Origin of the sequence: Microbacterium aurantiacum (genome assembly GCF_002872075.1) — a bacterium.
GTDB classification, from domain to species: domain Bacteria; phylum Actinomycetota; class Actinomycetes; order Actinomycetales; family Microbacteriaceae; genus Microbacterium; species Microbacterium aurantiacum_A.
In genome coordinates this window covers 644,497-657,121 of sequence record NZ_PGGU01000016.1, presented here as the reverse complement: position 1 = coordinate 657,121, position 12,625 = coordinate 644,497, and the positions used below count along the sequence as shown (strand labels likewise).

10 protein-coding genes are annotated in these 12,625 nt (G+C 69.3%); 5 read left to right on the top strand and 5 right to left on the bottom strand.

Annotated elements, in window-relative coordinates:
• Entirely contained in the window at positions 1-744 is a 744-nt protein-coding gene (locus CUR96_RS13910; protein ID WP_102193866.1) for an EAL domain-containing protein, read from the top strand.
• Here the strand turns inward: CUR96_RS13910 and CUR96_RS13905 are convergent.
• Both CUR96_RS13905 and CUR96_RS13900 read right to left on the bottom strand, forming a co-directional pair.
• On the bottom strand, positions 706-912 hold the full coding sequence (locus CUR96_RS13905) for a hypothetical protein (protein WP_245861279.1): 207 nt from the start codon (positions 910-912) through the stop codon (positions 706-708). The two genes, CUR96_RS13910 and CUR96_RS13905, sit on opposite strands and share 39 nt — an antisense overlap.
• Complete coding sequence (locus CUR96_RS13900; protein ID WP_245861278.1) at positions 909-2,339, bottom strand: glycosyltransferase family 2 protein; 1,431 nt, start codon at positions 2,337-2,339, stop codon at positions 909-911. The genes CUR96_RS13905 and CUR96_RS13900 overlap by 4 nt, the downstream gene beginning before the upstream one ends.
• A 100-nt stretch (positions 2,340-2,439) precedes the next feature.
• Here CUR96_RS13900 and CUR96_RS13895 point away from each other — a divergent pair, with 100 nt between their 5' ends.
• On the top strand, positions 2,440-3,099 hold the full coding sequence (locus CUR96_RS13895) for a DNA alkylation repair protein (protein WP_102193864.1): 660 nt from the start codon (positions 2,440-2,442) through the stop codon (positions 3,097-3,099).
• 72 nt (positions 3,100-3,171) lie between these two features.
• Positions 3,172-4,908 carry an acyltransferase gene (locus CUR96_RS13890; protein WP_245861276.1) on the top strand — a complete coding sequence of 579 codons (1,737 nt, stop codon included), beginning with the start codon at positions 3,172-3,174 and terminating at the stop codon, positions 4,906-4,908.
• A 25-nt stretch (positions 4,909-4,933) separates the two neighbouring features.
• Here CUR96_RS13890 and putP read toward each other — a convergent pair whose 3' ends face one another.
• The gene (gene putP / locus CUR96_RS13885; protein WP_102194029.1) at positions 4,934-6,463 is read right to left on the bottom strand and encodes a sodium/proline symporter PutP; all 1,530 of its coding nucleotides are present in this window, start codon (positions 6,461-6,463) and stop codon (positions 4,934-4,936) included.
• 121 nt (positions 6,464-6,584) lie between these two features.
• Here putP and deoD point away from each other — a divergent pair, with 121 nt between their 5' ends.
• Both deoD and CUR96_RS13875 read left to right on the top strand, forming a co-directional pair.
• Positions 6,585-7,298 (top strand): purine-nucleoside phosphorylase, encoded by a 714-nt coding sequence (gene deoD, locus CUR96_RS13880; protein ID WP_102193863.1) that lies wholly within the window; start codon positions 6,585-6,587, stop codon positions 7,296-7,298.
• A 124-nt stretch (positions 7,299-7,422) separates the two neighbouring features.
• Positions 7,423-9,927, top strand: a complete 2,505-nt coding sequence (locus CUR96_RS13875) for a DEAD/DEAH box helicase (RefSeq protein ID WP_102193862.1) — start codon at positions 7,423-7,425, stop codon at positions 9,925-9,927.
• Positions 9,928-9,934: 7 nt separating this feature from the next.
• Here CUR96_RS13875 and CUR96_RS13870 read toward each other — a convergent pair whose 3' ends face one another.
• Entirely contained in the window at positions 9,935-10,537 is a 603-nt protein-coding gene (locus tag CUR96_RS13870; protein ID WP_102193861.1) for a GNAT family N-acetyltransferase, read from the bottom strand.
• On the bottom strand, positions 10,534-12,624 hold the full coding sequence (locus CUR96_RS13865; protein WP_102193860.1) for a penicillin acylase family protein: 2,091 nt from the start codon (positions 12,622-12,624) through the stop codon (positions 10,534-10,536). Before CUR96_RS13865 ends, CUR96_RS13870 begins: the two co-directional genes overlap by 4 nt.
• Between the last annotated feature and the right edge of the window lies 1 nt (position 12,625).

Below are 12,625 nucleotides of genomic sequence, written 5' to 3'. Positions count from 1 at the left end.
GTGATTATTCGCGGACCTATCGACGATGATGGCGGCGCGGGCACCGAGATCACCATCGTCTTCCAGCCGATCGTCGACCTGGAGACCTGGAGCGTCGTCGGGTTCGAAGCCCTGGCACGGTTCTCCGACGGCGAGCCGCCGCCCGTGCACCTGGCGCGTGCCGATGCCGCCGGCTCTCGCGAGGAGCTCGAACTCGACCTCATCCGCGACGCGATCGCCGAGTCGGCGTCGCTTCCCGACGGCATGTTCGTGACGCTCAACGCCTCCGGCTCGACGATCCTGCGCCCCGAGTTGGAGGACGTGCTCGGCGCCTGCATCCGGCCCTGGGGATTGGAGCTGTACGAAGGCGCGACCAGTGCCGACCTGGGAGCGGTCCGCGAGCGGGTCACCCGGCTCGGTGGCCAGCTCCTCGTCGACGACGCGGGGGCCGCGAGTGCCGACGAGTCGCGCATCACGACGCTGCGCCCCGACGTCGTCAAGATCGATCGCGCACTTTTCTGGCAGATCGCCGACGACGCCACAGCGCGTGCTCGCCTGAAACGGCTTCTCGATGCCGCCAGGGGAGCCGGTGCCACCGTGCTCGTCGAGGGCGTCTCGGACGATCTTCACCTCGAGCGTGCGCGCGGTCTGGGTGCGGACTTCGCCCAGGGATTCCACCTGGGCATGCCGACGGTCGCCGAGCACATGACGGCCGCGCTGTCCGAGCTACACCGGCGCGTCGGGGTGGATGCTCCGGGTCTCTGACCGCCGGCTCGCGCCGCTGTGCCTGCGCAGCCGCACCTTCGGCAGGACCTTGATGATGCCGAGCACGAGGTAGATGATCGTGTTGATCGCCACGAAGGTGGCCAGCACGCTGAACCAGTCGGACTGCAGCACCGACTCGGGCAGCAGGAACCCCGTGGGGGCGATCACGACGCGACCGCCTTCGCCGCGCCGTGGTCCACGTGCTTCCACGTGGCGCTGCGGCCGAATGCGATCTCGAACACCCCGCGCAGGAACGCGAGGTTCAGGAAGCAGTCGTAGACCAGCTCCGGGAAGACGAGCAGTGCGACGACGCGGGCACGCCAGCCGCCGCGCCAGACGGTGATCGTGCGCTCGATCGCGAAGAGAAGGCCGACGACGAGCCAGAACGGGAACCACACCCAGGTGTCCATCGAGACGATCATCAGGATGATCAGCGCGAAGTACGTGAACAGGGCGAGCACGCCGTAGCCGATGCCGATCTGCTGCGCCCAGTACCGCAGCGTCTGCGGCGTCACTCCGTAGGCGCCGAGGTTCTCGAGAGCACCGCGCTGCCAGCGCAGGCGCTGGGCCCACAGCATCCGCCAGCTCGGCATCAGCTCGGTCACCACCGAGCACGCCGTCGGTGAGATGGTCAGCCCGCCCAGCGACTTGATCGCGATGGTGAGCTCGTTGTCCTCGGTGAGCGCGAAGGTGTCGTACACCTCTCCGCGGGTGCCGGGAAGTTCCGAGCCGCGTGCGGCGGCGACGGCGCGGAGCGCCGCGGAGCGGAACACCGAGGCCGTACCGGTGAGGACGAAGACCCGCCCGTCACGACGACGGATCTCCCGCTGGTACCGCGTGTACTCGTTCCGCTGGAACTGTCCGAGCAGGCCGTGCCCTTCCTCGCCCTCGAACAGACCGCCGACGGCCATCAGCGCTCGGTCGACGGTGAAGCGGCGCACCGCCTCGGTGAGGAAGTCCTCGCCGATCTGACTGTCGGCATCCATCACCATCACCGTGTCGTTGTCGCCGAGCGTCGGGAGCAGATCCTCCAGCGCCTGGTTGAGCGCCCCGCCCTTCTTGTGCGTGTTCCCGACGGTCTCGAAGACGTCGGCTCCATGCGCCCTGGCGACCGCGACCGTGCGGTCGGTGCAGTTGTCGGCGACGACGAGCACCCTGGTCGGAGGCGAGCTCTGCGCCTTCAACGACTCGAGCGTCAACGGCAGCGAGGCCTCCTCGTTGTGCGCGGGGATCAGCACCGTCACCGTGACCGGACCGGCGAACTCTCCCCGGGTGCGAGCCATGACGACCCGCGGCGCGAGCGCGAGCTTCGTCACCTCGGCATCGGCTCGGCGGTAGCGCCAGGCGACCATCCGCTCGCTGATGATCACGAACAGTACGAGGAAGAGCGCGATGCCGAGCGCAGTGGCGAGCACGCCGAGGTGCGGCAGCTCGGTGCTGTAGAGCACGCGCCACACGCCGGCGAGAGTCACGTGCGCGGGTTCCCACAGGACCGGCGGGTCGGTCACCGCGATGCCCCACCAGAGCAGCCCGGCCGCGAGCAGCACGATGACGATCACCGCGAGCCCGACGGTTCGCTGGAAGAATCTGTTCACGTTCCGCACCCTCCTGTCGAGCGCATGCGCTCGCCCCCCTGGCCACCATGCCATGCTCCGCCGACCACCGCGAATCGCCCCGCGGAACTAGCCTTGTCCCATGACCCCTGCCGAAGCCCTCGCCGAGCTGGCCGCCCTCGAGGATCCGAAGATGCGCGCCGCGAACGAGAAGCGCGGCGACGACCACGGCATCAATCTGAGCCGCATGCGGGCACTCGCGAAACGCATCAAGACCGATCAGCCGCTCGCGCGGGAGCTCTGGGCGACCGGTGAGACGCCGGCCCAGCTCCTCGCCCTCCTGATCTGCAAGCCACGCGACTTCACCGCGGACGAACTCGACGGGATGCTGCGTGAGACCCGCGCGCCGAAGGTGAACGACTGGTTCGTGAACTACGTCGCCAAGAAGACGCCGCTCGCCGAAGAGCTCCGCCTGCGCTGGTTCGGCGACGCCGATCCGACCGTCGCGGCCGCCGCCTGGTCGCTCACCACAGAGCGCGTCATCAGGAACCCCGACGATCTCGACCTCGAACACCTGCTCGACCTCATCGAGCGCGATATGAAGGATGCTGCGAAGCGCCCGCAGTGGTCGATGAACGAGACGCTCGCCAACATCGGCATCCACCACCCGGCGTTGCGCGCCCGCGCGCTGGAGATCGGCGAACGCCTGCAGGTGCTCGCCGATTACCCGACCGCGCCCGGATGCACCTCGCCGTTCGCGCCGGCATGGATCGGCGAGATCGTGCGTCGCCGGGAGGGGTGAACCCCGGGGCCCGGCTCGGACGGATGCTGTGATCGTTGACTCGTCCGCGCCGACGCCCGCACAATGAGGATTATGACTTCTGCGGCGTCGACGACGATGACAACGACCGACGACCCGAGACTGCTCGACTACAACGCCTGGCTCTTCCCGTCCCAGGCGACCGATGAGCAGCGCGCCCGCCAGACGGAGCGGCACGCGGCGATCCTCGCCGGAGCCGACGGTGCAATCGGTGCGGACTGCTTCATCTCCGACCTGGCGATGGTCCAGCCCACTCGATTCCGGCTCGGCGACCGCAGCTACGTCGCGGCCCACGCCTACGTCACCGGCAACATCGAGATCGGCGCCGACTGCACCGTCAACGCCTTCACCGTCGTGCGCGGAACCGTGACGCTCGGCGACGCCGTGCGGATCGGCGCCCACACCTCGATCCTGGGCTTCAACCATTCGATGGCGCCCGACCGGCCGGTGCACAAGCAGCCGGGAACGGAGATCGGCATCACGATCGGCGACGACGTCTGGATCGGCTCCAACGTGGTCATCGTCGACGGCGCGACCATCGGCAGCCATGCCGTGATCGGCGCCGGATCCGTGGTGACCAAGGATGTCGCGGAATGGGCCGTCGTCGCAGGCAACCCGGCACGGTTCATCCGGGATCGCCGCCAGACGAAACCGGCCCGTGGAACGGCACGCCTGGAGACGGCCGGGCGGCTGGGCGAGTTCTCCGCGCGTGCTCGGGATCAGCGGGAGCGACTGCTCGAGCGCTACTGGCAACCCGAGGCGCTCGCTCCCGACGGCACCTCGACGGGCCGCTACCTCGACCCGCAGGCGGGCCAGCCGACACTGCGGGCGCACGCCGACGCGATCGAGATCTCCTTCCTGCTCGGCGATGCGCCGCCGTCTCAGCTCAGCGCGCGCGATCACGTCGCGCGTCTCCGGCAGAACCAGGATCCGCTGACCGGACTCATCCCGCTCCTCACCGACGACGGCCTGCACGGACCGGCCCCCACGGGCTGGGAGCAGGGGGAGGCGCACTATCACGTGCTCAGTCAGGGGTATGCCCTCGATCTGCTCGGCGCCGAGTTCGAGCATCCGATCCGCGTGGTCGAACTGCTGACCGCGGACGACGTGATCGAAGCGGCGAACGGCCTGCCGTGGCGCGATCAGGGGTGGAGCGCTGGGTCCACGATCGACGCCCTCGGCACGGCTGTTCTGCGCAACATCAGCCGCGACGGCCACCGTCCGGCGCAGAGCACAACCGCCTTGGACGCACTGATCGGCTGGCTGGTCACGCACGCTCACCGCGAGACCGGAATGTGGACGCGCGCCCGCGAGTCCGACGGGCTGCTGCAGTCGGTCAACGGCTACTACCGGGCCAGCCGCGGTACGTTCGCGCAGTTCGGCATTCCGGTGCCGCATCCCGACCGTGTCATCGACACGGTTCTCGCGCACTCCGCCGACAGACGTCATTTCGGACCGGGGCGGACGACGGCCTGCAACGTGCTCGACGTGGCGCACCCGCTCTGGCTGGCCGGTCGCCAGTCCGGGCATCGCCACGCCGAGGTCGAGGCCTGGGCTCTGGCTCAGATCGCGGTCGTCATCGACCAGTGGCACGACGGCGAGGGATTCGCGTTCGCCCACGCGCCGATCGGCGGCCCGTCCCGCCCGACGCACCGTCCCGGACTGCAGGGAACGGAGATGTGGCTGGCGACCCTCTGGTACCTCGCCGACCTGTGCGACCTGGCCGAATCCCTGGACTACCGTCCGCGCGGCGTGCACCGGCCGGAGCCGGCCGTCGACCTCTACGCCTGAGCGCGAGGACGAGCCGGATGCCGGGTCAGGGCGTGTCCCCCACAGCGTGCGGTCGCGGCAGCGCCATCACGCCGGTGTCGGTGAACTCCCGGGTGTCGGTGAACTCCTGCTGGATCTCGGCGTTGTGCTTGTAGGTGAGCAGGCTGACCACGTAGGCGGCGACGAACGCGAGCACGAAAGCGGGGAGCAGCTCGTACAGCCCGGTGTTCAGGGCCTTCCAGATGAAGACCGTGGCGGCTCCCACGAACATGCCGGCCAGTGCCCCCCAGTTGGTGAGCTTGCGCCAGAACAGGCTCAGCAGGATGATCGGCCCGAAGGCCGCCCCGAATCCCGCCCACGCGAACGAGACCAGTCCGAGGATCGAATCGTTGGGGCTGATCGCGAGGATGATCGCGACGATCGCCACGACCAGCACGGCGAGACGGCCCATCAGCACGAGCCTCTTCTGCGACGGCGGGGTCTTGCGTACGACCTTGTAGAGGTCCTCGACCAGCGCGGAGGAGCAGACCACGAGCTGGCTCGACACGGTGCTCATGATCGCCGCGAGCACCGCGGCCAGCACGAGCCCGGCGACGAACGGATGCAGCAGCGTCTGCGACATCAGGAGCACGACCGTCTCCGGGTTGTCCAGGGTGATGCCGCGCTGTGCCATGTACGCGATGCCGACCAGGCCCGAGACGACCGCCCCGAACATCGACAGGACCATCCACGAGATGCCGATGCGCCGGGCGCTCTTCGCCTCCTGCGGATTGCGCAGCGCCATGAAGCGCACGATGATGTGCGGCTGGCCGAAGTAGCCCAGCCCCCAGGCGAGCGCCGAGACGATCGCGAGGATCGTGCCGCCGGTGACGGCGGTGCCACCCAGCAGGGAGAGATGCCCCGCTCCGGCCGTCGCCGCGATCAGCGTGGAGGTCTCATCGAGGCCGCCGATGGCGATCACCGCGGCGACCGGCACGACGATGAGGGCGATGACCATCATCAGCCCCTGCACCACATCGGTCAGGGACGCGCCGAGGAAGCCGCCGAACAGCGTGTACAGCAGCGTGATGCCGCCGACCAGCAGCATCCCGAACATGTAGTCGCCGTTGAAGGAGCTCTCGAAGAAGACGCCGGCGGCGACCATGCCGGACGAGATGTACAGCGTGAAGAAGATGAGGATGATGAGGCCCGAGACCACCCGCAGCGAACGGCTCTTGTCACGGAGCCGGTTCTCGAAGTAGCTGGGGATCGTGATCGAGTTGCGCGACACCTCGGTGTAGGCCCGCAGCCTCGGCGCGACCAGCCGCCAGTTCAGGTAGGCGCCGATCGTCAGCCCGATCGCGATCCACGCCTCGATGAGACCGGCGGCGTAGATGGCGCCGGGAAGGCCCATCACCAGCCAGCCCGACATGTCGGCGGCTCCCGCGCTGATCGCCGCGACCCACGGCGGCAGGTTGCGGCCGCCGAGCATGTAGTCCTCATGGTCGTCGGTCCGTTTGAAGGCGATGTAGCCGATGAGGAGCATCCCGGCGAAGTACACCCCGAGCGCCACGTACATGAAGATCTGATCAGACATCATCGTCCTTCCCGGCGGTGTGGTTCACCGCATCCGGTCGCCTCCGATGATGTCAAAGACGTCTGCCGCCGCCAAATGCCGCTGCGGCGCGGCGGAGAGCCGCCCTCACTACGCTGGACGGATGAGCACCCACATCGCAGCCGCCCCCGGCGAGATCGCCCCGATCGTCCTGTTCCCGGGAGACCCGCTGCGGGCGAAGTGGATCGCCTCCGAGTTCCTCACCGACGCGGTCTGCTACTCGGAGGTGCGCGGGATGCTCGGCTTCACCGGAACCTGGGAGGGCCATCGCGTCTCGGTGCAGGGCTCCGGCATGGGGCAGCCGTCGATGTCGATCTACGCGAACGAGCTCTTCGAGTCGTACGACGTGCAGACGATCGTGCGGGTCGGGTCGTGCGGCGCCCTGACCGAGCGCGTCGGGATGCGCGACATCATCATCGCGAACGGCGCCTGCACGGACTCAGGCATCAACCGGGTGCGGTTCCACGGCCTGGACTACGCACCGGTCGCCGACTTCGGCCTGCTGCGCGCCGCCGTCGAGGCGAGCGAGCGGATGCCGCTGGAGAGCGCGGTGCACGTCGGCCTGCTGTTCTCCAGCGACCAGTTCTACAGCACCCGTCCGGAGCTCAACGATCCCTTCGTCCGGCATGGCGCGCTCGCCGTGGAGATGGAGACCAGCGCGCTGTACACGCTCGCCGCGTTCCACGGCCGCCGCGCGCTCAGCATCTGCACCGTCTCGGATCACCTCGTCACGCACGAGGAGACGACGGCGCTGGAGCGCGAGCAGACGTTCGGCGACATGGTGCGCATCGCGCTGGGCGCGGCGACCTCGGTCTGAGCCTCCGCCTGTTCACAACTCCGGAGAATCTGCCCCGAAAGGCCCCGATACGGCCGTGTGATCGTCATCACCGGCGATTCTTCCGGAGTTATGGACACCGGTGGTAGGGGATGATCGAAGGACCATGACTTCCCCTTCGCGGCTCGATCCCGCAGCCGTCCCCGATGCCGCCGACCCGGATGCCGTGTACCTGGCGTTCGCGGAATGGGTGGAGTCGACCGGCATCAGCATGTACCCGGCGCAGGACGAGGCGGTCATCGAGATCGTCTCGGGCAACAACCTGATCCTGAGCACGCCGACCGGCACCGGCAAGTCGCTCGTCGCCGTCGGCGCGCACTTCGCGGCCCTCGCGGCCGGACGCCGCAGCTACTACACGGCGCCGATCAAGGCGCTGGTGAGCGAGAAGTTCTTCTCCCTCGTCGACGTGTTCGGCGCCGAGAACGTCGGCATGGTCACGGGCGACTCCGCCGTCAACGCCGATGCCCCGATCATCTGCTGCACCGCCGAGATCCTCGCGAACCTCGCCCTGCGCCAGGGGCCGGCAGCAGATGTCGGCCAGGTCGTGATGGACGAGTTCCACTTCTATGCCGACCCCGACCGCGGCTGGGCGTGGCAGGTACCGCTGCTGACCCTCCCCCATGCGCAGTTCATCCTGATGTCGGCCACGCTCGGCGACGTGAGCACGCTGGCCGAGGACCTCACGCGGCGCACCGGCCGCGAGACGGCGACGGTCACCGGCGTGGAGCGGCCGGTGCCGCTGCACTTCTTCTACGAGATGACGCCGATCCACGAGACGATCGACGATCTGCTGAACACCGGCCAGGCCCCCGTCTACATCGTGCACTTCTCGCAGGCCGCCGCGATGGAGCGGGCGCAGTCCCTGTCGAGCACGAAGATCGCGACGCGGGAGCAGCGCGACGTGATCGCCGAGCTGATCGCCGGCTTCCGGTTCACGACGGCGTTCGGCAAGACGCTGTCGCGGTTCCTGCGCGCCGGCATCGGCGTGCACCACGCGGGGATGCTGCCGAAGTACCGCCGCCTCGTCGAGCAGCTCGCGCAGCGCGGACTGCTGCGCGTGATCTGCGGCACCGACACACTCGGCGTCGGGATCAACGTGCCGATCCGCACGGTGCTGCTCACGGCGCTGACGAAGTACGACGGCACCCGGATGCGGCAGCTCAACGCACGCGAGTTCCATCAGATCGCCGGCCGCGCCGGCCGCGCCGGGTACGACACCGCCGGCACCGTGGTCGCGCAGGCTCCGGAGCACGAGACCGAGAACGCCGCCGCGATCCGCAAGGCCGGCGACGATCCGAAGAAGAAGCGCAAGCTGATCCGCAAGAAGGCGCCGGACGGATTCGTGTCTTGGGGCGAGCCGTCGTTCCGCAAGCTGATCGACGCCACCCCCGAGACGCTGACCTCGCACATGCAGATCACCAGCAGCATGATCCTCAACGTGATCGGCCGAGGCGGCGACGTCTTCGCCAATATGCGCTCGCTGGTATACGACAACCACGAGCCGCGCTCCCGGCAGCGCGAACTCGCCATCCGCGCCATCGGCATCTACCGCACGCTCCGCGAATCCGGCATCGTCGAGCGCACCGCCGAGGGCGACATCCGCCTCACCGTCGACCTGCAGCCGAACTTCGCGCTGAACCAGCCGCTCTCCCCGTTCGCCCTGGCGGCGTTCGAGCTGCTGGATCCGGAATCACCCGGTTTCGCGCTCGACATGGTCTCGATCGTCGAGTCGACGCTGGATGACCCGCGCGCCGTGCTCAGCCAGCAGGAGTTCCTCGGCCGGGGCGAGGCCGTGGCCGAGATGAAGCGCGAGGGCATCGAGTACGACGAGCGCATGGAGCTGCTCGAGCAGATCACCTATCCGAAGCCTCTCGACGAGTTGCTGACCGCCGCCTTCGAGACCTTCAGCGCCGCGCAGCCGTGGATCCGCGACTTCGAACTGCACCCGAAGTCCGTGGTCCGCGACATGTACGAGCGTGCCATGTCGTTCGGGGAATATGTCGCGTACTACAAGATCGCCCGGTCCGAAGGCGTGGTGCTGCGCTACCTCTCCGACGCCTACCGCGCGGCATCGCAGACCATCCCGGAGGAGCTGAAGACCGAGGACCTGCGCGACCTCATCGAGTGGCTCGGCGAACTCGTGCGCCAGGTCGATTCGAGTCTGCTCGACGAGTGGGAGGAGCTCATCGCCGGGCACATCCCGCCGCACGGCTCCGACGAGCCGATCGTCCCACCGGCACCCAAGCGCCTCACGAGCAACACCCGGGCCTTCCGCATCCTCGTGCGCAACGAGCTGTTCCGCCGGGTGCAGCTGGCCGCGCGCGAGAACGTCGACGCGCTGGCCGAGCTGGACTCCGACTTCGGCGCAGACGGGTGGGATGCCGCCCTCGACGCCTACTTCGCCGAGCACGACGAGATCCTCACCGGCCCCGACGCCCGCAGCTCGAAACTGCTGCTGCTCGAGGAGGGCGCGACCGCCTGGACCGCCGTCCAGATCATCGACGACCCGGCCGGCGATCACGACTGGCGCATCACCGCCACCGTCGACCTCGCGGCGTCCGACGAAGCCGGCGAAGCGGTCGTCAGCGTCACCGGAGTCGAGCGGCTGTAGGCGACCGTCAGACCGGTCGCGACGCCTCCCACCGCTCGCGCGTGAGGAAGCCCAGCTGCCCGGTCTTCTCGGGGAGCTGCACCTGCGGGCCGAGCAAGAAACCGGACTTCTGCGCGCGGGCGACGGCTCGTGCATTGCGGATGTCCGGCTCGATCACCACGCGGTCGACCTCGGGGCGGGAGAACAGGAACTCGGCGATCACGTCGGAGAAGTACGTCGAGAATCCGGGCAACGGCGCGCCTCGATCGCCGAGGAGGAAGTGGATGCCGGCATCGCCGGGCTGCACCTCATAGACCTCGCCGAGCGGATCGTGCTCGGGCTCGTACGTCTGCAGCAGCACGATCGGCAGGCCGTCGCGGCGCACCAGGAACGCGTGGTGGCTCGGCAGGGAGTCGACGAACAGGTACACGTCACGCAGGTCGTCGCGGGAGAGTTCCCCCAGCCCCCAGAACCGTGACGTCGGACGCGTCACCCACTCGTGGATGAGGTCGAGATCCTGCACCGGATCGAGGACCGTGAACTCGATCCGCCCCAGCGCCGGGGAGTCGGTCGTGAACACGGTCGCGCCGGCTGCGCCGCTCACCAGCCGGGCGTTTCGGGTGGCTGTCATGCTGCTCCTGTCGGGCGATCGATCGTGAGGCGGCGCCAGTCGGTGACGACCGGCACAGGCCGAGCATCGACCCAGCCGCCGAACTGGTCCGCGAAGTGCGGGGAGTCCGGATCGCCGGAGGCACCGAAGGGTACGCTCCACAGGCTCGCGTCCCGGTCGGCGAGATCCCAGGCCCAGCGGGCGACCGATCCGCGCCAGCTGCGGTCGGTGAGGCCGGGCGTCGAACCGGTGCAGCGCACGGCGTCTCCGTCTCCGGAGAGCCCGGCGTCGAATCCCGCCCCGGGCGCAGTGACACCCGAGACGTCGGCGAGAACGTGCAGCGGCAGCATCCGGTGGCTCGCACCCCAGGAGATTGCCGTGGCCGCCTGCCCCAGCGCCGCCTCGATCATCTCGCCGGCATCCGTCCGCAGCAGCGGGTGGCGCAGCAGTCGCGGAAGTGCCGCGGCCACCTGCCCTTCGATGCCCATCCAGGGGTCGAAGACCGCCCCGAACCCGTGCGGTGCGTGCAGTGCGACGAGCGCCGGATGCGCCGAGACGGCCTGCACCAGGGCGTTGCGCCAGGCGGCGAGAACCCCGGCCTCGCGTGATCCCGCATCCATCCGGCCGTCCCATCCGGCGAGCAGATCCCGCGCCTCCGCCGCGGAGCCCGGGAGTTCTCCCAAGGGGAGCAGCGCCAGCAGCGCCGACGCGGAACCGCTCACGGCATCGCCCCAGATCTCGGGGAGATCGGTCGCGCGGCGCGGGCGCACCTCGTCGAGCAGCCGCGCGATCCGCTCGGCACGGTGGCCCGAGGGATACGCCCAGCCCAGGTCGATGTCCACCCGCGAGGGACGCTCATTGGCATCGACGGCGGCATCGGAGACGGCCACGGCCGGCACGGGGACACGGTCCGGAGCGACCGCTGCGGCCGAGGAATCCAGCGCACGGCGACGTTCCCTCCTGTCTCGCTGCGGCACGGCGCCGACCGTCGCCGACAGCACAGCGCCCGCGCGATCGGCGGCGAGGACGCGGTTCACCGGATCGACCCACGACGCGAACGCGGCCACCACATCGACGGCGGTGCGGGCGCGCAGCAGGGGGAGCAGAGTGGCGGCCCCGAGATCGGCGTTCGTCCGCGCGGGGTGGCGGATGCTCCATGCCCGCAGCTCGTCACCGTGCGGTCGCACGTCGGTGACGATGCATCCGCGTGCGGTCTCCAGCGCCTCGACCTCGACATCCACCCCGCCGCGCACCCGGACCACGGATCGCTGCACGTCGACGGGTTCCCATCCGTCGATGCCGAACGCCTCGTAGCCGTCGTCGCGCGCTCGAAGCCGCTCCCGGAACACGTCGACGCTGTGCGCGATCGCGTTCGTGATGCCCCACGCGGCCGATCCCGTGTGACCGAAATGCGGCACGCCCGGCACTCCGGGGAAGGCGAAGCCGATCACGTCGAACTCATCGCAGGCGAGGCGGATCTGCTGGTAGACGCCCGGCAGCTCGAAGATCCGGTGCGGGTCTCCCGCGAGCAGCGGCATGCCGCTCTCGGTCCGTGAGCCGTGCAGCGCCCACGCGTTGCTGCCCGCCGTGGGGGTAGTCTCGTCGCCGCCGGCGAAGACGTCGATCCAGTCGTCGCCGAGCGTCGCGGCGATGTGCTCCCGCCACAGCACGTTCGGGAACGACGAGAACAGGGCGTGCGCGACATGCAGCACACCGAGAGGATCGTGGTCCTCCCACGGGGTCAGCGGCCGGGTGTCGCCGAAGGCCTCGTCGAGCGCGCCGAACTCGGCGGCACGCTGCCCGACCGCATCCATCCCGCGCCGCACCCCGTCCGCGTAGTCACCGACGAACGTGCGCGTGGCATCGTCGAGGTGCGCGAAGGCACGGCGGGCGGTGTCGTCGAGCCGGGCGCGACGGGCGAACACATCCCAGACGATGCCCGCCTCGCCGATGAGTTCCGAAAGACGACCGGAGGACCGCAACCGGTCGACCTCGATCTGCCACCCGCGGTCACGGGCGGTGACCTCTCCCTGCGCGGCTGCCAGGTCGCGCACGTCCGTCGCGCGGATGTGGGGGATGCCGAGATGATCGCGGTGAACCTCTGCCATC

Bases quoted from the DNA above. Each gene is read 5' to 3' on its own strand.
- CUR96_RS13895 (WP_102193864.1), top strand. From the start codon at position 2,440: ATGACCCCTGCCGAAGCCCTCGCCGAGCTGGCCGCCCTCGAGGATCCG.
- CUR96_RS13890 (WP_245861276.1), top strand. From the start codon at position 3,172: ATGACTTCTGCGGCGTCGACGACGATGACAACGACCGACGACCCGAGA.
- putP (WP_102194029.1), bottom strand. From the start codon at position 6,463: ATGTCTGATCAGATCTTCATGTACGTGGCGCTCGGGGTGTACTTCGCC.
- deoD (WP_102193863.1), top strand. From the start codon at position 6,585: ATGAGCACCCACATCGCAGCCGCCCCCGGCGAGATCGCCCCGATCGTC.
- CUR96_RS13875 (WP_102193862.1), top strand. From the start codon at position 7,423: ATGACTTCCCCTTCGCGGCTCGATCCCGCAGCCGTCCCCGATGCCGCC.
- CUR96_RS13870 (WP_102193861.1), bottom strand. From the start codon at position 10,537: ATGACAGCCACCCGAAACGCCCGGCTGGTGAGCGGCGCAGCCGGCGCG.
- CUR96_RS13865 (WP_102193860.1), bottom strand. From the start codon at position 12,624: ATGGCAGAGGTTCACCGCGATCATCTCGGCATCCCCCACATCCGCGCG.